Here is a 24,165-nt window from a genome sequence, read left to right on the forward strand (position 1 = left end):
TCCCATGCAGCCGTCGTTACCTCATGACTTCCAGAGAACTCTAAACTCTTTACATTAAAAACAAGTGTAACCTCCATCGATGCGGAAATCCGCCCCTGTTGTATAAGAACTCATATCTCCTGCAAGATAAACTGCAATTGCTTCCAACTCTTCCGGTTTTCCCATTCTATGTACCGGAATCAATTCTTCCCACTGACTAATCAATGGCGCTAATCCCGGATCATTCAGTGTCATCTCCGTCGCCATATATCCCGGACTGATCGTATTTACACGCACATTTTTATCCGCCCACTCAACAGCCATATTTCTTGACATTGCAATCACACCTGCTTTTGAAGCCGCATAAGAACATTCTTTCTGAGGAACATTTGTAATATGGGCTGACATAGAGGCTGTATTGATAATCGTACCTCCTCCTTGTTTTATCATAACTCTTCCGGCTGCCTGCGCTGTTAAGAAAGTTCCATTTAAGTTTACGTTGATTACCCTGGTCCAATCCTCCAGCGTATCATCTTCTACCGGTACCCCGTGTCCTATCCCTGCATTACAAAATGCTGCATCCAGTCTGCCGAATTCTTTTAGAATCGTCTCAATCATCTCATTTACTTCGTCAGGACTGGTAATATTTGTTTTAATTGCAATCGTTTTATTATTATTTGCCTGTGCAATTTCCTTTGCCGTTTTCTGTGCCTCTTCTAAATCAACATCAACAATAGCAACATCTGCCCCTGCTTCGGAAAGTGCAAATGCAATGCGTTTTCCAATTCCCCTTGCTCCGCCTGTTACAAATGTTTTCTTCCCGTCCAATCTCATTTTTTCTAAAATCCCCATTTTCTTTCCTCCTCTTATTTTGAAATTATCAACTTATTCGCCAATTATTTGCACACGTACCATGCGTGTACGCCCTCTCGTCTGATCCATATCCGAAAAATAGATTCTTCCGAACTCACCTAAAGTCATTTCACCTTCCAAGAGCGGAATTGTCTCTGACCGCCCAACCAAAACAGAACGTAAATGTCCGTCTGTGTTCAGCATCCATTCTGCTTTTTCATCCCTTAATTCCATTGCATTTTTTGTATGTATCGGACCCGGATGCAAGTATTGCCCCTCATACTGACATGTCGGAATAATTTTCTCCAATACATTTATCATATCCTGAAGGATCAACGGAGTGTTCCAATAAGTAACATCCTCTGAATCCTCCTGCAGAAATACACTGCAGCTTGTGTGCTGTGAAAAAACATTAACAAGCCCGTTTTTAATTCCTGATTTTTTTGCACATTCCTGTACTTGTTCTGTAATGTCATCAAAACTTACTCTTCTGTCTGTTTCAATATGTAATACTTCATGAAATACTGCCATACGATTACCTCTCCTATTCTTTTTTTCTTATCTTCCATGCTTCTGCAACAGATGCAATCATTTTTTCCATCATTTCTAATGGCTTCTCTGCCTTAATGATTCCGCTCGTTGAACCCGTGGCATCAGCTCCTGCTCTAATTATTTCGTAAACATCTTTTTCATCAGATATTCCCGCCCCATGCAAAATCAGCATATTAGGATTCACCTGGTGTATGGCATGATTAATTCTTTCTATCTCTTCCATATCCTGAGGGCCGCGTGCGCCCTTTCCTATTAGTGCAGGTGATTCAGCTAAAATAATATCCGGGTTCAGAGATGCTATTGCGGCACCTTCTCCACTGCTTCCAGCACATACTAGAGTTGCCAGACCAACTTCATCTGCTCGTTTTATACTTTGCGTCAGTGCCTCCATTGTTAATGGTTTCTCTGAGTGATTCAGAAGAACACCAACCGCCCCAGCTGCTTTTAACGCTTCAGGTAAAACCGCTCCCACTCCCCTTCCTGGATAAATGGGGTCCATGTGCTGTGCAAATATTTTAATGTATTTGGTTGCCCTTGAGATCGGCTCTATATCTGTATACTGAGCAGAAAAAATGATATCTACTTTATATTTTTCACAGAGTTTGTCAGCCTCTACTGCTAGTTCTACCGCTTCTTTTCCATATAGATATGTCTTAGGCCCAATCTCAAAAAATGGCTTTCTTATTTTAAAATCATTCTTCATTTTCATAACATCACCTATTTATGATCTTCTTTAAAAACTCTGCGGTCTCGGGCAATGTCTTAGATGGATCTCCGCAGGTGCTGCATTCTAAATTGAGAAAGCCATTGTAACCAACCTCTTTCAATGCATCAAAACACGCTTTCCAATCAATTGCTCCGTAGCCCGGAAGTAGACGGTTATTGTCACCTAAATGAACATGTTTAATAGAGTCTTCTGCGTATCTAATGCTTTCAACCATATCCGCCTCTTCTATTGACATATGGAAAAAATCAGCTAAAATTCCGGAGTTATCTATATTTAATTTATCAATTACATCCTTGCAGTCTTTTATGCTGTTTAAATATGGACTTTCATATCTATTAATCCCTTCTAGTAGCATCCTTCCCTTGGTCCCCTTTAGGGGTTTGGCAACTGCTTTGTACATTTCTAGAAACCCCTGCTCTTCCGTTTGTGTCATTTTTGGATAAGGATGAAACAATGGCAGCGGATCCTGCGCACCGTATGCGAATTCAAGCTCTGTGACTGCTCCAATTTCACCACTGATTTCTGCCGCCAGCTTATACATTTCCCTGCTCTTTTTTCTGAGTTCCAAATTGTCATCCATTAAATGACCGTAAATCTTATCTCCAAAGGCAAACTCACACGGGATAATTCCTGTTCTTTCGTGTAATGTAAGTATTTCCTGGTGCAGCTCTTCATTCCATTCACTATAGCTCACAAATATCGCGACGCCATCGTAACCATATTTATATAGTTGTGCGGCCTGCTCAGTCAGATTATTTCCGGGCAGCATTAAATTCGTACATGATATCTTCATTTTGAACCTCCATTTACTACGTTATATTTTTTTACAAAAAAGTGTACGGTACGCCTAGGTTTTTGGCCACTGTCATCAATTCATCGCTGCGTATCACTTGAATGCGGTGGATTTGCGACGTAATTAATGGCAAAAGGCGAACGGCTTCGACGATATTGCTGTTTCAAGTTCGCCTTTTGTCACCAACATAGTCGCACCTTCCAATCCCAGACTGCTATTTTATTATACGCTCAAACTCCGCTTGTAAATTGTCCAGTGTATCCTTAGGGCTAATTTGCTTCGTTACAGCCTTATGAAGCTCTTCCGACATGGCCGAATCCATTTCTCCCCATTCCGAGATTCTAGGGCGTAAATCGCTTATTTTCAGAGCTTCAAGCGTCATTGGCATGTATTCAATCTTGCTGATTTCTGGATCTTTAAAGACAGATTCTCTAGCTGGAATCCCTCCGAGCAACGCCCATTTTTTCTGCGTCTCCTTGGATAAGGCCCATTCGAAGAACTGATAGGCCTCCTTCGGATGTTTGGATTGGGCAGGAATCATGTAAGTCCATGCGCCATAATTGGCTGTTGGACGATCCTTCTCTGGTTGTAGAGCATATCCTATTTTTCCAGCTACTTTGGACTTGGATCCATCGAGCAGGTTAGGAATTTGATCGTTATAGTTAATGGCAGCGAAAGTCAAATCTTGCTGCATCGCTGTCGCCACTTCATCCCATGTGTAATCCACACTGCCTGGTACGGCATAATCAAATAGAGACACATAAAATTTAAGCGCTTCAAGGTTTTTATCGGAATTCATCACAATTTTTCCGTTGTCATAGCCTTTATCGAATATACCGCCACCGTATGCCCATGCCCAACTGAGCCAATCCGCTGATAGTGCCGAGTTCCTTTTGGCCATAATCGACATCCCGTAAAAATTGTGCTCAAGTACCTTGCCCGCCAAAGTTTCACCTTTTTTGCGGGTAAAAAATTGAGCCATATCCTTCATTTGCTGTGGCGTCTTAGGCACACTTAATTCATATCCGAAGCGTTTGAGAAAAGCTTCTTTCTCGGACGAGTTCTCCAACAAGTCTTTACGGAACCACATGAACGTAATTGTAGGATTAGATGGAAACCCGTACATCTTGCCCTTCCAGTTAGCACTTCCATTCCACATTGCAGGAATAATGTCATTCACATCAAAAGCATCTGGTGTTAAAGTCTTGTCATTCAAATAATCATCAATTGACTTGACATAGCCCTTTTCGACCAGCCGACCCAAAAATTCGTAGGGTAAAGATACGGCATCGTAGGACTTCGTGCCGGATGTAAAGTCTAGCATCGTTTTCTGCACAACCATATCGTATGGAGCCTTTTCAAACTCTACCTTAATGCCAGTTTTTTGAGTAAACTCGGGCACCAGACTCTCTAATGCGTCCGTTAATCCTGAGGCCTCAGCAATAAACCGGATCGTCACATTGGCCGCGTCTTTCTGATTCTCCGTTTGTTGTTGCTGATTACAACCGACAGCCGTGATCGTAAACATGGACAACAGGACAACTGCAAGTAATTTTCTTCTAGGCTTCATCTAATTTCCTCCTTGATCGGATTAGTTGTAATGACAGTTGATTAGCTATTTCACAGAACCCGCAGTCATTCCTTTTACCAAATGGCGTTGAACGGCGAGCATAAATATCGCGATCGGTAGTGAAACTACTGTTCCGACAGCACATATCTCCCCCCATAACGTACCATTCGAGCTTATCAGTCCGGGAATGGCGACTGGCAATGTGGCCGTACTTTTTCCTGTTAAAACACTGGCTAGCAAATATTCATTCCAGGAGGTAATAATGCACAGGATGGAGGCAGCGCTAAGTCCTCCGAGCACAAGCGGCATCACGATTCTAAAAAAAACCGCTAAGTTTGAGCACCCGTCTACTACGGCCGCTTCTTCAATTTCTTTGGGAACTGTGTCAAAGAAACTTTTCATCATCCATACCATCAGTGGAATAGTCAAAATAGAGTGGGCAAGCACAGCACCCGTCATTGTATTCATTAAATTCATCTTTACCATTAACACATAGAAAGGAATCGCGATTACGACAGGGGGAAACATTCGGGTAAGCAATGCCATCATAAGTAACAGCCCGTCCCCCCTTGCCTTGGAACGTGATAAAGCATAAGCTCCTGGCACACCTATTACGATCGCTATCCCCGTGGAAGTGGCAGCCAGTTTCACACTGTTCATCAAGTTTTTTAGGAAGGACTTGTGAACAAACGCTTCCGTATAGTTGACAGTCGTAGGGCTAAATACGATTTTTGGGGGAATGGAGAATAGGTCCAGCCTGCCCTTCAACGAGCCGAGTAGCATCCATAAAAAGGGGAACAACGCCAAAATTGATAAAACACATAGTACAATATAGGTCATAAACACTTCTCTCGTTCGGATTCGCCGCATTTCGTAAAATCCCTCCGCTAGGTCTCTTTACTTGTTACTTTCAGAGCTAATAAGCTCATAAGCAACACCATAATCAAAGTAATTACGCCGATGCTGGCGCCGTACCCCATATCCCAATTATGGAAATTTACTTTATAGGTAAACATTTCGACTGACTCCGTACTAGAACCAGGCCCTCCCCCCGTAAGCACCAATAATTCATCGAATATACGGAACAAATCAATTGAACGAAACAGCACAGCGGTAATTAAAATCGGTCTTAATAAAGGCAAGGTAACGTACCATACAGTTTGCAATTTGGAGGCACCTTCCAATTCAATCGCTTCATACGGCTCCACTGGAAGCGCCTGCAAACCAGCTAACAGCAGCAAAACCATATATGGCGTCCAATGCCAAATATCCAATATAATAATAGAGGCAAGAGCAGGTATACGCTGTCCTAGAATAGAACTTCCCAGATCGATACCTATATACTCCAAATACCATGAGACCAAACCGAATCTATCAACCAGCAGCAATCTCCCAATTAGTCCGACTACTATGGGTGCAATGGTCATGGGAAGAAAAATAAACGTTGAAAATATTTTGGTACCTCGCAAATTTTTGGCAAGCAGCCCAGCTATCAAAAAGCCGGCAACCAACTGTGTGGGAATGACGAACAGGATGATCACACATGTAACGCCAAGTGAGCTCCAAAAGTGGGAATCAAGCAATGCCCTTGTATAATTACCCAATCCAATAAACTGGCCATCATATCCCGGTAAAGCGAAGCTGAACTTGCGAAAGCTCAAATTAACGGTATACAGAATTGGAAAACCTGCTACAAGTAGCATAAAGACCCAAACCGGGATTCGAAAATAAAAATTGACTGATTTCTTTATCATTGCATTCTCCTCGCTATCAATTATGCCATTGATTCCTTAGGGCTGTAACTGAGACCGTGAGCTTCCGCAACTGCTGAGTATACGATAATATTGTCTTCATACATATTCACTCCAATAACCCGTGCAGTGAGCGGTTCTCGCTGATCGCATTTTCATAACCCTTATTAACCAGCTGCAGAGCATAAGAACGTGTAGCGTTCATCAACACAAAGGATGAGGTTCTGGTTGCGCCCTCTGCTCAATTTCTCTTTTGGAAAGCCACCCGCCCATCAAATAATCATAATGTTTTTCTTGCTTTTTCATCTGCATGCCTCCCCCTGCCCAATTGGCTCCACCCTATGTTTCCCCCAGTTAAGTCTTAAAGGTTTGTCCTGCGGGATATTTCTATTGTATGAAGTTTTGGTTAAGCGTGAGGTAGGTAATTGGATGGTTAAGGTGTCTTATCTTACTTTATTTCTACTACAAGAGAAGATTAGGAATCTTTGTTGATCACGGATGGAAAAAACAGCTCCACACAGGTACCTTTCTCAGGTTCACTGTCAATTTTCATGCCATATTCTTCTCCGTAATAAAGCTTGATTCGCTGCGTTATGTTTTTTAATCCGTAGCCACCACTATGATTGTCAGCTTCAATAAGCCCCGCTTCCAATTTAGTGACCGTCTCTCGGTCCATACCAGCGCCATCGTCTATAATGCGTATCTTAATGATTTGATCATCCTTAATCCCAATAATGCGGATTACACCCTTCTGGTCGGGCTTTTTTTGAATACCATGAAATATTGCATTTTCAACGATAGGCTGTAGTAAAAGTTTGATCGTACTGTATCTGTAAAGCTCCGGACAAATATCAAAATACGCTTCTATGTCGTCCTCGAATCTGTTTTTCTGAATATCGATGTACGTTTTGATATGCTCGATTTCGTCCTCGATATTGACGACATCCCTTCCCTCATTGAGGGATAACCGGTAAAACCTACTGAGCAACTGAGTCATATGCATAATATCTCGCGCCTTATATTTGAGAGCCATCCAATTGATAGTATCCATCGTATTATACAGAAAATGAGGATTAATCTGCGCCTGAAGCGCCCTCATTTCCGCTTCCTTCTTACTTATCTTCTCCTTGTACACTTCCTTGATCAACGTTCGGTTCCGAGCCACCATGTTATTAAAGGAAATCATCAGACTGCTGATTTCGTCATTATGCTTCACCTTGAGCAGACTATTATCACCCTCTATATCGACCCTTCTCACATACTCAATCAATTGAAATACCCGGCCTGTAACATTTTTGGATAACAGCACGGCCAACAGTATGGACACAAGAAAAATGAAAACAAACGACTGAAGCAGAAACGACATAATGATTCTGTTTTTCTCAACAACACTTTCCATAGAAATGGCCGAAACAATCTTCATATCAGACGATTCAATACTTTTCACGATAACTAAGGAGTTTATGCCCTTAACAACAGAGCGAACAGACTTCTTTTCATCCAAAATCAAATGCTCAAAGCCCTTTATTTCGTTTATAGATTTACCGATTAACGCGCTATCCTGGTTAGAGAGAATAGTACCACCTGTATTAACAATAAACAGTTTTCCGTTCAGCACTTCCTCTGTAGCTTCAATCACCTTATAAATATCACTTTCTTTTAGATCGATACTGACATATCCAAGCCGACGGTCCAACTGCTCGAAATCATTGAGGACTCGAACACAGGAGATGATATTTTCCTGCCATTCAGGATAAAACTTGTACGGGTACGTGTTAGTCCAAACAATTTTGCCATGCTGTTCATTAACATCCCGATACCATGGAGCATCAGCCACATGCTCCATACTAAGAAGATTAACTTTATTTTTCGAATATACGATCGGGTTATTAAAAAAAATGCGTATTTTAAAAATTTCCTGATTGTAGGGAAAAGACTGAATAATATTAGTGATTGTCATAAAATCTTCCATTCGCTGTTGAAAATCATCTTCCGTAACAGGCCGCTTTAAATACTGTCTAATATCCGGGTTCGCACTGATCGAATCAGAAACCTGTCTAATCCTATCTGTAAGGTTCAACAGGTCTATCGCTACTCTAGACAGTGTGCTTTGCGTATTTTTGACTGCTTCCTCCTGCATGATCTGGGTCGATTTCCAATAATAAATCAGACCTAAGCTTGACGTAACAATAATGTTGATAATAAGAAAGTAAATAATAATCTTCGTTCTCAGACTATAGTTGCCATATTTGAATTTATATAATGATAGCCCAATTTTCATTTTTTTAAATTTCTCCATTAATGTCATTTATACTCCGACGGGTTGACGCCAGTAACTTTCTTGAACAGCTTGCTGAAATACTTAGGGTCCGAATAACCGACATCTAGACAGATTTCATATAATTTGCTTGTGCCTTGTCGCAGCAGCTCTTTAGCTTTTTCAATTCGGATGCGCGTCAAAAAGCCGTTAATCGTTTCCCCCGTCTCTTGTTTAAATAGCAGACAGACATAAGAGGTGGAGAGATACACTTCCTTAGCTATCAGCTCAATGGTTAAATTGTCGGCGTACCTTTGCTCGATCATACTCTTAATAAATTCAATGATTCTATGGGAATGGTGGTCTTGCCCAGCGATGACATAACTGCATACTTTCTTACAGTTAGTCAAAACAAACTGCTTCATATCTTCTATGGTTTCGAGTTTAAACAATTGATTTGTATGATCGTATTCATCCAATAATTGAGCTTCCTGCCTATTGTCCGCATACTCGGCACATATACGTTGAATAACCGCTGTAAACTGCAGACAGACGCTCTGAATATAATTTAGCGAGTACGAACGAGTTAAATGATCGAATACTTCGTCGATCCGGACCTGAGCTTTATCAATATCGCCCGCTTTTAAAGCCTCATAAGCCTGTTCATAAATTTTATACCCGAAGGTTGTCCCCATCTCATTGAGAGCCGAAACCTTGTCGGCATATATAATTTGATTTTTGCCCCTATACAGCTTCTGGTTTACCGCATGCATGGCTCTATAATAAGAAAAGCTTATTTTCTCAACGTCGTTCACCCATTCCCCGATACCGATGGTAACGCTGAGGCCAAGCTCACTGTTCAGGCTGTTCTGGATCGTTTGTGCCAATACACCGGTCCCCTCTGCTACACTCACCCCTTGCGCAGTAGGGGAGGGTATAATGCCAGCTAACTCACACTCTGTTAGTTGAAAAATAATCCCCTTATCATCCATCGCTTTCCGGACAACGTCTAGCATTTCTTTAGAGAGAAGCTTTAATTCAAATGGCTGCTTTTCCGAGCATATCGCTGTATAATCATCAATATTGACAACCAAAACAAGATAATTGGATTCATCGAGAGGCAAATTAATAGATAGATATTTCATCCTTTCGACGATCAAATCCCTTCCACCGACCTCACCCAAAACTAACATAGAAAGAAAATTCCCATGTAACAAAGGGATGCTTTCGCGCACCTTGGCTTCCAATTCTAAGCGGTTCCGTTCGTTTTTTTTCTCCATTTCGCACAGATCTACAGTCTTCTTGATCACACATTCCAACTCGTCTATATCAACAGGCTTTAGGATATAGTCAAAAACGCCTTCCTTAAAGGCGGACTTCATATACTCCATGTCAGAATAGCCTGTAATAAAAATGATTTTTGTTTCGGAGAGGAGCTGTCTCAGCTCCTTGGATAATTCGATACCGTTCATAATAGGCATCCGGATATCTGTCAGAACAATATCAGGTTGTACTTGAAGAGCTAACTCCAGTCCGTCCCTTCCATTCCTTGCTTGACCTGAAATTACGATCCCGTAATCAGCCCAATTGAGACATTCCTTAATGCCCTCAACCGTTTTTCTCTCGTCATCAATAATTATCATTTTTAACAAATGAATCCTCTCCGCTTCGCATGCAATATTAATAAAACTATTTTGCTACAAATGCATTTTTCACAAGTAAATTAGAACTACCCAAATAACCAAAGAGCATAAGTTATATAACATTTAATGTTATACTTTCACAATAAAGTAACCCTAAACTTTCGTCATCTTAAAAAAACACTTATTTTATGTAAACTAATATAACATAATAAATGTTTTTGTACCTATTGATTCTCCTTATTAACTTCATAATTTTGAAATCTACTAGTTGCCGGAGGAGACCGACGATAATCAACTGTGAAGCACCCAAGGAGCTATTATACGGAATCCGGTTCAAAGACTTGAAGCCTTAGGCTATAACGTTCATGGTAGTTAATAGCACAAAGAGACCCACAGCAACGGGCTGAGGGTCGGAGTTTTATATTAAAAAGGGGCGTTTAGAACTTACTTTTTTATTGGACTTCATCGTACGGTAAGCCAATGAAAATTGATGTAATGTTTGAGCTTCCTCTAGATCGGGTATGTAATAATAGGGCTATTAGCTGCTTTTGCAATCATTCAGGAGGTGTTCGAAATGAGTAATTCTATTCAACTATTAGACCGTACCTGTAAATTAAAACAGATGAGAAAGCAAGGGCAGATTCCGGCAGTCGTATACAGCAGCAGAATGAAAAGCGAGCATGTAGCTGTTGAGGATAAAGTAATCCGCGCCGCACTTAAAAGCAATGCGCACGCGATTCTGGAAGTCGTCCTTCCTTCTAAGAAAAAGCATCCCGTGATGATTCATCAAGTTCAAAAGGACAGTTTAAGCGGACAATTGATACATATCGATTTTCTGCAAATCAATATGAAAGAGAAGCTTGATACTGCTGTGGCCGTTCATTTCAGCGGAGAGCCCATCGGCACCAAAGAAGGCGGCATGCTGCAGATTGAGATGCATGAGGTCCTAATTCGCTGTATGCCAAATAAGCTACCAAGTTCATTGGATGTGGATATCAGCAAGCTGAGCATAGGCGACAAATTGCATGTTTCCGACTTGGATGCGGGCAATGATGTAGAAATCTTAACAGATCCTGAAGCAATTCTCGTAACCATTCTGGCTGCTCAGAAGCTAGATGAAACACTTGAGCCTGCAGCCGAAGAATCTCAAGCAGATTCAGATGCCGCTGAAGCGAAAAGCGCAAGGTAGAAGTTTAATCGAAAAATCTATGGTACGCAAGGAGCTTGGCTTATATGCCGGGCTCTTTGTACTTGAACAGCGGAATTACGGCACCTTTTAATCGTTCAGATAACATCTCAGGTATTTGATAATTATGTGTACTTACATAACGTTAATCCCGACTTAAAATGATTCAATTATCCAATCTTGTCATTGTTAGCGATATAATCGCTGATGATGCATTATTTATTTTTTATTAATTCTTCTACTAACACCCCGTTAATCTTCAATCCAGATATATTACAATCGCGTATATCCAAATTTGCTAAATTACAGTTTGTCAGTTGACCATTAGATAAGTCACAATTCACAAAGCTAGTTGGTTTGTAATCGCCATTTGGATTGTAATTACCATCACCCTCCATAGGGAGAACAACATTACGAAATTCAGTGCCAATTAAATGAACATGGTCAAGAACAGCATGACTGAAATTGGCATTTTTGATTTCGGTGCCAGTGAGATTAGCATTTGAAATTCTAAAATCAGACATATTCACATCATTTAGTGCCATGCCTCTCATATTTGCATTATTAATTTGTGTCTTTGTCAAATTAACATTGTCAAAATATAATTCCTCAGCTTTAACCTTTTGAAACCTAGACCCCGAGAGATCAGCCATTTCAAAATCTAAACGTTCAACCTTTAATTCCATCTTAACAAACCTCCAATATTAGTATTAACCAATTGTTCGAAACTTCACTTTTTAATTCCTTTATTTCCCATTTAAACGCGGCGGTCATACAGCAGCCCCGCGGGGTTGATCTTAACGTTAGTCACATAAAAAACCTCCCATTTGGAGGTGAATGAGTTATTTATTTTCATAACGTACTAAGTCGTAGTTCAAAAAAATACTGTACAATTGGATGCTTTAATCTCATCTTCTCGGTCATGTTTAGAATACGTTTTTTTCCAACTCGTCTGTCAACCAAAGCTAGAATATTTAATAAGATATCATTGCTCTCTATGCTTTCCTCTATAGAAATGGATAAAAACTTGTTAGCTATGACGATAAAATTTGATTTACTTAATGATGATTGTGCTGACAAAAGCTCCTTTGCATATTCCGAAATTTTTCTACTTCTTGCTATTACTTTTAAACGTTCCTCAGGAACACTCCCGTTAGTATCTTTTCTGACCGCTTCAATTTCATCAATGCTGATCGGAATCTGGATATCTGAATCATTCTTAATTTCCAACTCTGTCTGATACCATCTGATTAAGGTATCATTCATATTAAGTACTTTCTTTTTATCTACTGCAATATAGCAAAGTCCTGCTTTATCTGGTAAATAGCGGTAGCTGGTTGAAAGGTATTCGACCCTTCCATATAGCGCAGGACTGAGAAAACTCTCCAGTTGTTGTTTCATTTTGCTCCAGGCCATTTCATCCTCCTATATTCTATATTGTAAAAAAAGCCGTTAAAGCTCTCGTTCTATTATCCATAATACAATAACCACCACATCAATCAAAACAACCTTAAACCAATCCTCCCCCTCTATGTCCAGTGATTTCATTCTATGTAGGCATCCATTACCTATTTTAGGGTTTGAGTTAATTATAATTAATCTTTCCCTATTTTGTGGATGATCTTACTGTTATGATACTGTTGCTGCAAAAATAAATCATAACGAGGTGAGGACAATGATAACAAAAAAATATACGTCTTATCCTCATGTTGCTTTTTAGTTATTCTTTTACGAATACATTAGTCCCTGAGGGTAGGATTCACTCTCAGGGCTTTTATATTTAGACAGAAGGAACGTTAAATCTTTCTTGCCGTCTATGACAGCCACTTACGGAGTGGCTGTTATTTTTTTAGGCATTGTTCCCCCGTTATTCACCGCTTCCCAAATATGAAAGGATGATGCTTTATTAAAAGACTCGCTCAATATTTTCGTTCATTACAATCCACTCAATCATCTTACAGTATGATTTATGAAGGTTCGTACTATGAAGATGGAGGGACGATATCTGACCCAACCTATTGGAATAATGACGTTGCCTATTACATTGAACGGACACATAAACTCACACTGGATAAACCATGTATCACCATAAAAATACCTTTTGACCGTCTCAGCTTAGATGAAAATATCGATCAGGTTGTTCTCTCCGATTTTGCACTAAGAGAATGGGTTGATCATATTGAGGCATTAAATAAATTGATTTATAACCGGTCACGTTCTGATAAAGAAAATGGTGCCTTTTATTGTTTTCGTCCAACCAATGTGGTGTTGCAACGTAATGCATCCTTTGTCGAAGTCATCTCGGATAAATGGTATCTATGCTTAATGATTACAGTTCAACTTCCATTCAAGAATAATGATAAAGCTATGCGCATGCTCTGCAAAATGCTTCCAAAAGAAGTGGAGGAGTTAATTGCCAAGTGGGATCACATCAAATTAAATGCTGCCTATGAATTGGTAAAAAAACAAAATAGGATTCGCGAATGGCTGAAATCTAGTAGATATTGTGCGTTTATTGCGAATGGCAGCATATTGCCAAGAAATAATGACAACAGCGGGCCTCTGGTGGGTGCTTTGCCTTTTACAGCCCCGGAAGATATTGAAATTGACATTTGTGGTTTGCGAGGAATGGGAATAAAACATGGCGTAACGGTCATCACTGGCGGTGGTTATTCGGGTAAGAGCACAATGCTGGATGCACTAAATTCGGGGATCTACAATCACTGCATAGGCGACGGACGAGAATTTGTGATTACAGATCAAAGCGCAATGGAAATATCTGCAGAGGAAGGCCGCTCCATAAAAAATATCAATATTACGCCTTTCATCAAATGGATACCCAGTGGTTCGGCTGAACAGTTTTCGACTCACTACGCCTCAGGTTCCACATCTCAAGCCGCAAATATTATGGAGGCCATCAACGTCGGGTGTAAGCTTCTTCTTATTGATGAAGATAGAAGTGCGACGAATTTTATGATTCAAGACATCAAAATGCGTTCCTTAATCAAGCGTGAACCCATTACACCTTTTACGGAACGTGTCAGGGAGCTTTATGAAGCAGTTGGCGTCTCTTCCGTTCTTGTTATTGGAGGTAGCGGTGAATTTTTATCCGTTGCCGATCAAATCATCCTGATGGACAATTTTGTGCCCATAAACGTAACTCAAGAAGCAAAAAAATTATGTGAACACGACAAACCTCGCGAACGTATCTCCCTTACAAAATGGGAGATAGAAAGAAAAATAACCTCCGATCAATTTTCGAGCTATCCACAGGGCAGTGGTACAGAAAAGCTGATGGTATCAACCATGGGATACATCATGATAGGGGATGAACAAGTTGATATCCGAGGGCTATACAATATCACATCTCACGCCCAGCTTGCAGCTATTGCCTTCTTAATTCGAAAAATGGCTGTAAGTAATCAGGACCGCCTCATTTTTCTTCAAGAAAAGTTCGAAAAAGCTCTCGAAGATATGGAGAGAGAAGGCGTGGACATTGTATTTTCTTCCTTTTTTCCTGGTTTTGAAAGATGGCTTGAATTACCAAGAATTAATGAAGTATTATCTGTTATGAACCGAATGAAACATTTGAATTTTATTCAGCTTGAGCCCTCTGAACACTTCTAAATATGACATAACTTTATTTTATCGGATAAAGAGCCGTATATCTCGTGATATACGGCTCTTTACTTTACTATCCACTTATTTGATGATCATGACTGGACTTTGGCTAATGATCCTGATACACGGGATTGCAAGTTTGATTTAAAGAAAAAAACTCCTAATGGGATTCCCCCAATAAGCACCTTATATATTGTTTAATATTGTTGTTTGTTGTTGTTTGTTGTTGCATCTTGTTTAATCGAATGAAAAATCAATTGATAATGCACAATTTATAAGGTAATATCAACTTAAACCTCAGTAAAACAACAACATTCCAGAAAACATACAGATACTATGTTCCTGCATTAGAGATCCAAAACAAGGAGGATTTCACATCTATGTATAAGAAGCAAGCCCTAATTTTCGACTTAGATAACACCTTATTATGGGATGAGAAGAGCATTAACGAGTCGTTTCAGGCTACATGTCGTCAAGCGGCGAGTCAATTCGCTGTAGATGCTGGGAAACTTGAACATGCCGTACGTGAATCGGCAAGTCAGCTGTTTAAAACTTTGGAATTATATGATTGGTTGCATATGATTGATGTGACCGATTTAGAAGCATTATGGGGAGATTTTCACCAAGGGGAACATCCGAATTTTGGCAGAATGCAAGAGTTAGCCCCCCAATACAGACGTGAGGTATGGAGTCAAGGGCTGAACGTACTAGGCATTGATAATCCATCATTAGCTGTCCAACTGGCTCATCAATTCATGGAGGAAAGAAGAAATCGTCCTTATGTTTACGATGACACCTTCAACGTACTTGAGGAATTACGCAAAGACTATAAACTATTGCTAATGACCAATGGCGCACCTGATATTCAACAAGAGAAAATTGATAGTATACCGGGACTTGCTGATTATTTTGATCATATTGTGATTTCTGGCACCTACGGTGTCGGCAAACCGAATCCTGCCATTTATCGCCATGCGCTGGATCTGCTTAGTCTCTCTCCGAGTGAAACGGTAATGATTGGAGATACGCTTATAACAGATATACAAGGGGCGCAGTCCGCCGGTATCACTAACATTTGGATTAACCGCCATCATGTTCCCCCAACACTTCCCATTCAACCAACCTTTGAGGTTCACAGCCTAAGCGAAATCCCACAGCTTTTACTTTCGATTCAACGACAATAGATGACAATCCAATATTAACGATTTGACATGGAAAAACTCAAAGAAAAAACAAACCGGAACCCCTTGTTTGGAGTTCCGGTCTTATACATGTTAAACAACTTCATTCAATCGCACTCAAATCTTCTAAAATATACTACTTCTTGTTAGTTATCGTCAGTGGTGAAATCGTCCAAGCTGTCGATACGCCACGCAGGCCGACACGACCTAGTAGAAACGCATTCGGATCCTTCCACGTCAAGATAGGTTTATGACTATCTTCTGAGAAAACTTCTATGGATGTTCCTTTCAGGTTCACAGAAATGTGGCGGGTTTGTCCAGGTTTAAAAGAAAGAGCGCCCGTTGTCGCTTCCACCGAATTCTCGTAGCTTACTCGCCTTAGCACAACTTTGTCATTCAGCAAAGCAAGCGTGTAGCCCATGAAAGCATCCTTCACCTGATCCTTGAAATCAGATTCGTTCGTAGTCCGCAGCAGGACGCCTACTTCGTCCGACGTTGTTGCTTTGAGTGTTACATCGAAGCTTACGGTATAATCCGTCCAACCGGGGTCCCCGCCAAATCGATTAACTAGGCCGACAGAAGTCGGTCTAATGACCGTCTGCTCTGGCACAGTAACAGTTCGACTCGCTTCCACGTATCGAAGCGTGACTTCTCCCTTCGCTCCATGAAGCGACAGCCATTGTGTTCCTGCTTTCAGCGTGAACTCGCCAAGCGGTACCTTTGTCCACGCTGCATCGTCTGCGAATAAAGACGCATCCAGCTTGATAGACTTGGTGTTTCCGTCGCTTTCAATCGCCAACGTTGAACCTGCCGAACTCTTGGCTGCATTAACGGAAAGCAGATAGCTGCCATCCTCACGAACGTTAATCGGAAAACTGAGGCTATCTTCCTTCTTCGAAAGGACGACAGCATCACTGCCATCCGGCGTTAAGCCAGATTGGATAACTGGACTGCCCGCAACATCAGCATGAACAGCTTCCAATGTACCGGGCAGCGGTTTGATCACATGCCTATCACTACTGCCGTTCGCTTCATCCGAAAAGGCTGTGTAATGCAGCTCAGGCTTCGCCCCTTGCGGCCACCCATAGCCAATTCGGCCAGCTTTCCCAGCCATTGCAGTTTGCTCGATCTTCAGCAGTCCGTCCCAATAAATGATTGTACCCGAGCTGCTTGACTCGATCCGGATCGTATGGACCTTCGCTAGATCCGTCCCTTTCGGCAGCGACTTCGACGCAACAACTGTTTCGGCGCCATTCACACGGTCGATCAGGGAAAGTTCCATTGTCGCTCCATTCACACGCGTTAAACGGTAATTGTCCGCATCCCCATATGCGAATATGGCATCCAGCGAAGAATTCAGCCCGCCACTTTTCGAATCATTCCATCTAAAATTGTATTCAGTAGTGTACAAGTTACCTGTAGCTGCTCTTGTGAGCAAAATCTCCGTACTATCTGCTTGATTCACCTGCTCCCATTTGTCAGCAGATGGAGCACCGCCTGGAACGTCGTGAAACGCCGGCAATCTTGGCGCTTCCTGCAGTGAACCGTGTGTCGGACCGAGAACAGACATCTTGTCACCGTTGAACACGAGCCTGTCCAGGTTCAGTTTGCGAACAGGCGGTCCTTCTGCAGACCGTCCGACTAGGTTATGATAGACCATGTAATACGAATCTAGATCAGGACCCATGACTGTCGCACTGTGGCCAAGACCGTTGAAGTCATTGGCTGTGGAAATCAGAATCGGATTGTTCTCAGGGATTTTATAGGTACCTATCGGAGATTCATGATTGACCCCGTAATTAACACGGTAGCCTTTGCTAAATACGTGATTTCCCGTGTAAGTGATGAAATAGCGCCCGTTACGCTTGATGATCATGGAACCTTCTGTCCAATGTCCGAGCGTAGCGTTCAACTGCTTACCCGGTTCAATTGTATAGGGATCCGTCATCAAGCTTGCCATGATACCGTTCAATTTGGCATGTGTGAAATACCATTGCTCATCATCGTCAATAAACACAGAACCATCGATTGTGAAGCCGAGATTGTCCGTCTTATTCACGAAAGGTCCTGTCGGCTTATCACTTTGCAGAACGTAGTGACCCTTGCCCGCCGGTGACGTATACATATAGAATGCGCCGTTCCAGTAAACGACCTCGGGTGCATACGCACCTTCACTGATCGCCTCCTCGGTTACCAAGCCTTCATAGCGCCAGTTCACAAGATCGTCAGAGCTCCACGCTTTCACACCAACTCTCCGATCCTTCGTGCTGCAATACAAATAATATTTGCCGTCAAACCGGAGAACATACGGATCCCCAATGCCGTAATCTTCCCATTCCTGCTCCAGCCCGAACGGATTCTGGTACGTCTGGCTTAAAGATATCGCCATCCTATCGGTCCCTTTCTTTCCCCAGAGCCGGGGCGTAATCGTCACAATTGCCGAAAGAAGTACACAAGCAACTACCATCCAAATCCATGCCTTTTTAACTTGTCGCATCCAATTATCCTTTATAGCGAGTGATTTCCAGTACATAGACAGACGATGCCTTTAGCTCACAGCTTACTTGGGCGTTCACAACTGGAACGTCAAATACTTCGCAAACTACTGCCTCCGGGTGATGCACATTATTGAAGGCATCCGCATCTTCACCCGTTAATGCTAACAAACGAGCAGTACCCTTCGTAACGAATCCATCCAACAGCACTTCGGTTACGACATTCTCTAAACTCCGATTCACCATGAAGATCGTGAGTGTATCTCCGTCAACACTTTGGCAAGCCACAACGTCCAAATTCGGCAAATCCGTTAACTTTGGAGCAGTAGGTACAAGGGAATTAACACTAAAGTTGCCACATTCGGTATGACTCTGAACGACATAGCCTAAGTCTCTGTTAGCATACATGTTCATGACATAATAGGTTGGTGTGCCATATACGGTTAAGGCGTTCTCCGTTCTGCCCGAGGATTTACCTCGAAACTGATCCGCAAAGAAATCCCCTACTCGAATACATCCCCCAAGCCAGCCATTGACTAAATCGGAGAAGCTGCCGATCTCGATTAGATCACTATTTCGAATAAATTCATTCAAATTCGCTGCATTTGCAGCTGCTGCTTCAAGGGTATGTTCATTGGGAAGTCCCTTGCGAATCGTATTCGGATAGTACATCGTGTTATATTCCGTGATCGCCAATTTCAGATGGGTGTAGCGCGAATCGGAGTTGATCAATTCTCTTACTTTACGAACAGATTCCCGTGTCCATTCTGGATAAGAAAGGATTGCCTTATACCGCTCTTCTTTTGGCGTGCGATCATTCATCCCAAATCGATTGTAGCCGTGATACAAATGCAACGTTACATAATCCATATGCTCTGCAGCTCGCTCCAACAGGATTCGGTTCCAATCCTGCTTATCATCGCCACAAGCAAGCAGCTTAATCTCAGGATCAATGCCCTTCATCGATTGAGCGAATCGCACGTAACGATCTGCGAATTGCTCTGCGCTGCAATGTCCGACCTGCCAAGGTCCCCAGACTTCGTTGCCAATCTCCCAGTACTTCACACCATACGGCTCAACGTGTCCATTCGCAGCCCGTAGTTTCCCCATTGGCGTGTCCAAACCGCCATTACAATACTCAACCCATTCGGCTGCTTCTTCCGGCGTGCCCGAACCATCGTTCACACAAATCAGCGGCTCCACCTGCAAGTCACGGCAAAACTCGATAAACTCATCCGTGCCAAAATACTTGTTGGTCCAGCCTCCCCATGCTTCGTTAATCACACAAGGGCGCTTATTCACAGGGCCAATCGCCTGCTGCCAGTGATAAGCACTAATATAATTTCCTGCAAGCCGCATCATGCCGGCGTTCAAGTCCTTCGTCATATCGACAACTTCCTTGCGAACAAGTCCAACATGGTCAGACGGAAGCAGTGAAATATGATCCAGCCAGAGCATTCCTGTAGAGACATTATCTCTCCAGCGTTCATGCTCCGCAGGAACATATAATCTGAACTCCGCTTGCTCACAAAGTCGACTGACCTTGATACGAGATGCATATTGTTTCCAGTTATGACTCTCGATCTCGATGCGGGTAGCCCCCAGCACTTCTCCACTTGCTGTGTCCACGATCTCTGCTGTAAGGAACTTAATTTCAATAGAAGCTCTAGCATAGAGAGCTAATTCGTAGCCAAGCTGATCTTCTTTTACAGCAATTGCTTGACGAATTCCTGCATAGGCCTCGTCATCGCTATATATACGGATCAGTTGGCTATGCCCGGAGTGATACGTAGCAGCGGGTTCGAGCGCGAACACCGTACTTTTCCCATTCGTAAATGGACGCCAGCTTCCAGACAGCCCTCTATACGTTACATCGTTACTTTCAAAATCCATATCCGATAGCGGATACGCCAACATCGCATCCATATGATCACGAATATCTTCCACAAAATGACCGAATAGATACGGATTAATTTTGTCCTTACCGACTTGATTCGTATTCACTTGAATCTTAGCTTTTGCTTGCATGAACATAACGCTTCCTTCCATTCTTTATCCTTTTAATGAACCAATCATAACGCCTTTCACAAAATGCTTTTGTACAAAAGGGTACATCAGTAATACAGGTAAGCTGGAAATAATAATGACGACATATTTGATGCTTTCAGCCAATAGGATTTTGGATTCAAGTCCTACACTGCTGTCCACCACGTCGGCTTGACTGACCATCAGTACTTCACGCAAGACCAGTTGTAACGGGTATAAATCTTTGCTGCGAATATAAATCAAGGCATTAAAGAAGGAATTCCAGTGTCCTACCGCATAAAATAAGACCATCACCGCCATAATCGGCTTCGATAACGGCAAGATGACATGGGTTAATAACTTCCAGTTGGAACATCCGTCCATATGGGCCGCTTCTTGAATCTCCCAAGGGATGTTGGATTGAAAATAGGTTCTCATCACGATCAAATTATACGTGGCAATTGCGCCTGGAATGACTAATGCCCACATCGTATCCACCATGCCTAAATTTTTTACAAGGAGATAAGACGGGATAAGTCCTCCGCTGAAAAACATGGTTAGCGTGATGATTACCATGAAAATTCCCCGCCCAGGCAAGTCTGGTCTCGACAGCGGGTAGGCCGCTAAAGTCGTCATAATCAAGTTGATAATCGTTCCTACTGCCGTGTACAAAATGGTATTTGCGTATCCGTTCCATATTTGCTCGTTTTGAAAGACGTTCCGATAGGCCTCTAAGGTGATCTGTTTAGGCAGCAAAATCACTTCCCCATTCAAGACCAACGCAGGATCACTGAAGGAGGCACTCACGATAAATAGGAGCGGGTACAGGACCACCACGACGATAAGGAATGCTAGTCCGTTTACCACGGCATCGAATACTTTCTCATCCGACTTCCTTGTCTTGCGTATTTGTTCCTGCATCACAGGTCCCTCCTCACCAAAGACTAGTCTCCGCCTTTTTACGGGCAAAGCGATTCACGAGTAATAATAATGCTAGGTTAATGACAGAGTTAAACAAGCCAATAGCTGCTGTATAGCTGTATTCGCCTTTTAAAATACCTGTCGAGTACACGAAAGTGGAAATCACATCACTGGAATCTAAGTTCAAATTATTTTGCATAAGTAAAATTTTCTCGAAACCGACATTCATGAAATGTCCTACATCTAGAATAAGCAAAATGACGATAACCGGAAGTATGCCTGGGATGGATACGTGCCAAATGCGCCGCATTCGGCTGGCGCCATCCATCTTGGCCGCTTCATACAGCTGCGGATTAACTCCGGCGAGCGCTGCTATATAGATAATCGATTGCCATCCCATATTTTGCCATATATTCGAACTTATGAAGATCGGCTTGAACCACGCTGCCGAATCGAGGAATCGAACCGGATCTCCGCCCAACGCCTCAATAATGGCATTCAAAGGACCGCCACGCGGAGATAAGAACAACATCAGCATCCCTACCATGACGACGATGGAGATGAAATGCGGGATATACGTAATGTTTTGCACAATTTTACTGAATGATTTATTGCGGATTTCGGTAACGATTAGGGCAAGTAGAATAGGGATTGGAAACGCAAACAACAAAGAGAATAAGTTAATCGAGATCGTGTTCCATAACAACCGCCAGAAATAGTAGGATTCTACGAATCGCTGGAAATGATCAAGACCCACCCATGCGCTGCCGCTAATCCCTTTCGCAGGACTGAAGTTTTTAAACGCAATTTGCAAACCATATAAGGGGCCATAATGGAACACAAGGTAGTATACAATGGGAATGAGCAGCATCATGTAGAGATCATAGCGACTACTCAATGTTTTAAAGAGGCTGGAGCGCCTCGATTTGGTTCGAGACGCAACGCCTGCTGTCTTTGCTGTATTGTTCATCTGTAGCCCTCCAGCCGTCAATCCTGCTTATTTTTGCTGTTTGAGGTTATCATAGGCGACCTGATACAGCTTCTGCAGTTCATCCATTTTCATTTTCTTCAACGTATTCTGGAACTCTCCCCATTTATCAAAGCTCAGGGCGCCAGCAATAAATTTCGTGCTTTGCTCTTCGTAATATTTATCAATATCGTTACGAAGTATATTGATCTGTTGCGCTGTTTGCTCATCAAACATAGGCGCTGCATAGCGAATCTTCGGCATGAATGGATCAAGCTTCTTCTGTGCTTCTTGAACTTGCGGTGGATTAATGAAGGAAGCAACCTTATCACTGATCAAATGCGGTGCCCCGCCTCCAGCGTAAGGGGTGATTTTGGATTGATTGCCAGTAGCCAAGAAAGCATCCGTGTAATAAGGAATCCCATTTTTCAACTCATAATTCTCACCCTGACGTCCGAATCGCAGCATGGTGGATCCTTCGTCACCATAGAAATAATCAACCCAACGCATCGTTGCTTCCGGATTCTTATTTACCGATGTGATCGCAAATGCGCCAAAATCTCTCGGTACCGGAGCGGCTAATTGCAGTCTATCGCCATGCGGTCCTTTAAGCGGTGCGATACCGATATATTGATCTTGAACCTTCCCATCCAACATCGGATTGTTCGTCTGATCGAAGAAGAAGCCCGTATTTCCCGTCCCTTGCTTCGTCAGATATTGCGCTTCCTTTTGCGTAAATAGCTCTGTATCCAACAGTTTTTCCGCATAAAGCTTATTCAGATACATCAATAATTCTTTATTCCGGTCGCTACCCATCCAGAGATTAACCTTATCATTCTCTAGGTTAATGTTATAACCTAATTGGAAGTCTAGGCCGAAAGAGCCAGCCATGATCGGTACAATACTGAGGCCATTACGCGCCGTCATTGGAAGTTCGTCCTGTTTACCGTTGCCATTAGGATCTTTATCCCGGAAAGCTTTCAACACCTCGTACAACTCATCCGTCGTCTCTGGTTCCTTCAGATTCAACTTCTTCAACCATGCTTGATTTATCCATTTTTTATCGGTTCTGGCCGAGTTGACACTCACAATACCTGGTAGCGCATAAATATGACCTTCGGGTGTTGTAATAGCGGAACGAATCTCTGGATACGTTTCCATTAATTTTTTTAAGTTAGGTGCGTAAGCTTCTATCAGCTTCTCCAGTGGGATTAATTGACCACCAGAACCATAACGAGTTGCCTCTAAAGGTGTAAGGGCCGAGCGATACATAACATCAGGAAGCTCATTCGAGGCAAACAAAAGGTTCTTCTTTTCAGGGAAACCATCTGTTGGCGCTTCAATAAATTCAACTTGGATATTGCTCATTTTTTCATAGTCCTGGAACACTGGCATATCTTTAAAAGGTCCATTGGACGGCGCGATTCGTGTAAACATTTTTAGCTTCAGCGGCTCTTTAACGATAGGAAAACCTGCTGTAGCAACACCTTTTGGCTCATTCGCCGGGGTTTTACCCTCATTTTCTTTACTAGATGTGTCCGAACTACAAGCGGAAAGTGTCAAACTGGAAATAACTAACGTTGAGAAAAGTACTGTCCCCCAATTTCTTTTCATGCTTTTGTTCCTCCGATCAAGTTGTTTTCTT

Annotated in this window: 19 protein-coding genes; 3 read left to right on the forward strand and 16 right to left on the reverse strand. The window is 42.3% G+C overall.

The annotated features are described in order from the left end of the window. Positions 1–54: 54 nt before the first annotated feature. From L6I86_RS01275 to L6I86_RS01315, 9 genes are all read right to left on the reverse strand, one after another. Positions 55–831 carry an SDR family oxidoreductase gene (locus L6I86_RS01275; RefSeq protein WP_236284100.1) on the reverse strand — a complete coding sequence of 259 codons (777 nt, stop codon included), beginning with the start codon at positions 829–831 and terminating at the stop codon, positions 55–57. Between the two features lie 33 nt (positions 832–864). Then, on the reverse strand, positions 865–1,362 hold the full coding sequence (locus L6I86_RS01280) for a secondary thiamine-phosphate synthase enzyme YjbQ (protein WP_236284101.1): 498 nt from the start codon (positions 1,360–1,362) through the stop codon (positions 865–867). Positions 1,363–1,375: 13 nt separating this feature from the next. Then, positions 1,376–2,092 (reverse strand): triose-phosphate isomerase, encoded by a 717-nt coding sequence (locus L6I86_RS01285; protein WP_236284102.1) that lies wholly within the window; start codon positions 2,090–2,092, stop codon positions 1,376–1,378. 4 nt (positions 2,093–2,096) lie between these two features. Next, positions 2,097–2,903 carry a sugar phosphate isomerase/epimerase family protein gene (locus tag L6I86_RS01290; RefSeq protein WP_236284103.1) on the reverse strand — a complete coding sequence of 269 codons (807 nt, stop codon included), beginning with the start codon at positions 2,901–2,903 and terminating at the stop codon, positions 2,097–2,099. Positions 2,904–3,117: 214 nt separating this feature from the next. Beyond that, positions 3,118–4,473, reverse strand: coding sequence for an extracellular solute-binding protein (locus L6I86_RS01295; RefSeq protein ID WP_236284104.1), 1,356 nt, complete (start codon positions 4,471–4,473; stop codon positions 3,118–3,120). Between the two features lie 45 nt (positions 4,474–4,518). Further along, entirely contained in the window at positions 4,519–5,133 is a 615-nt protein-coding gene (locus L6I86_RS01300) for a carbohydrate ABC transporter permease (protein WP_236284105.1), read from the reverse strand. Between the two features lie 227 nt (positions 5,134–5,360). Further along, positions 5,361–6,227 (reverse strand): carbohydrate ABC transporter permease, encoded by an 867-nt coding sequence (locus tag L6I86_RS01305; protein ID WP_236284106.1) that lies wholly within the window; start codon positions 6,225–6,227, stop codon positions 5,361–5,363. A gap of 472 nt (positions 6,228–6,699) precedes the next feature. Beyond that, positions 6,700–8,505, reverse strand: coding sequence for a sensor histidine kinase (locus tag L6I86_RS01310; protein WP_236284107.1), 1,806 nt, complete (start codon positions 8,503–8,505; stop codon positions 6,700–6,702). A 23-nt stretch (positions 8,506–8,528) separates the two neighbouring features. After that, complete coding sequence (locus L6I86_RS01315) at positions 8,529–10,124, reverse strand: response regulator (protein ID WP_236284362.1); 1,596 nt, start codon at positions 10,122–10,124, stop codon at positions 8,529–8,531. A 574-nt stretch (positions 10,125–10,698) separates the two neighbouring features. On the opposite strand from L6I86_RS01315, the gene L6I86_RS01320 reads away from it, so the two are divergent. Then, positions 10,699–11,313: a 50S ribosomal protein L25 gene (locus L6I86_RS01320; RefSeq protein WP_236284108.1), complete on the forward strand. Its 615-nt coding sequence runs from the start codon at positions 10,699–10,701 to the stop codon at positions 11,311–11,313. 212 nt (positions 11,314–11,525) lie between these two features. On the opposite strand, the gene L6I86_RS01325 is transcribed toward L6I86_RS01320, so the two are convergent. Both L6I86_RS01325 and L6I86_RS01330 read right to left on the reverse strand, forming a co-directional pair. Beyond that, positions 11,526–11,996 carry a pentapeptide repeat-containing protein gene (locus tag L6I86_RS01325; protein WP_236284109.1) on the reverse strand — a complete coding sequence of 157 codons (471 nt, stop codon included), beginning with the start codon at positions 11,994–11,996 and terminating at the stop codon, positions 11,526–11,528. A 166-nt stretch (positions 11,997–12,162) separates the two neighbouring features. Continuing rightward, entirely contained in the window at positions 12,163–12,726 is a 564-nt protein-coding gene (locus L6I86_RS01330) for an SF0329 family protein (RefSeq protein WP_236284110.1), read from the reverse strand. Between the two features lie 546 nt (positions 12,727–13,272). On the opposite strand from L6I86_RS01330, the gene L6I86_RS01335 reads away from it, so the two are divergent. After that, positions 13,273–14,937, forward strand: a complete 1,665-nt coding sequence (locus L6I86_RS01335; protein WP_236284111.1) for a P-loop domain-containing protein — start codon at positions 13,273–13,275, stop codon at positions 14,935–14,937. Between the two features lie 374 nt (positions 14,938–15,311). Beyond that, positions 15,312–16,115 (forward strand): HAD family hydrolase, encoded by an 804-nt coding sequence (locus L6I86_RS01340; protein WP_236284112.1) that lies wholly within the window; start codon positions 15,312–15,314, stop codon positions 16,113–16,115. A gap of 133 nt (positions 16,116–16,248) precedes the next feature. Here L6I86_RS01340 and L6I86_RS01345 read toward each other — a convergent pair whose 3' ends face one another. The 5 genes from L6I86_RS01345 to L6I86_RS01365 form a co-directional block, all read right to left on the reverse strand. Further along, the gene (locus L6I86_RS01345; protein ID WP_236284113.1) at positions 16,249–18,501 is read right to left on the reverse strand and encodes a family 43 glycosylhydrolase; all 2,253 of its coding nucleotides are present in this window, start codon (positions 18,499–18,501) and stop codon (positions 16,249–16,251) included. Between the two features lie 112 nt (positions 18,502–18,613). Then, positions 18,614–20,635 (reverse strand): alpha-L-arabinofuranosidase C-terminal domain-containing protein, encoded by a 2,022-nt coding sequence (locus L6I86_RS01350; RefSeq protein WP_236284114.1) that lies wholly within the window; start codon positions 20,633–20,635, stop codon positions 18,614–18,616. 24 nt (positions 20,636–20,659) lie between these two features. Continuing rightward, positions 20,660–21,553 (reverse strand): carbohydrate ABC transporter permease, encoded by an 894-nt coding sequence (locus L6I86_RS01355; RefSeq protein ID WP_236284115.1) that lies wholly within the window; start codon positions 21,551–21,553, stop codon positions 20,660–20,662. Between the two features lie 13 nt (positions 21,554–21,566). After that, positions 21,567–22,523: an ABC transporter permease gene (locus L6I86_RS01360; protein ID WP_236284116.1), complete on the reverse strand. Its 957-nt coding sequence runs from the start codon at positions 22,521–22,523 to the stop codon at positions 21,567–21,569. 27 nt (positions 22,524–22,550) lie between these two features. Further along, positions 22,551–24,134, reverse strand: a complete 1,584-nt coding sequence (locus L6I86_RS01365) for an extracellular solute-binding protein (protein WP_236284117.1) — start codon at positions 24,132–24,134, stop codon at positions 22,551–22,553. Between the last annotated feature and the right edge of the window lie 31 nt (positions 24,135–24,165).

Origin of the sequence: Paenibacillus allorhizoplanae, assembly GCF_927798215.1 — a bacterium.
In the GTDB taxonomy this organism is placed as follows: domain Bacteria; phylum Bacillota; class Bacilli; order Paenibacillales; family NBRC-103111; genus Paenibacillus_E; species Paenibacillus_E allorhizoplanae.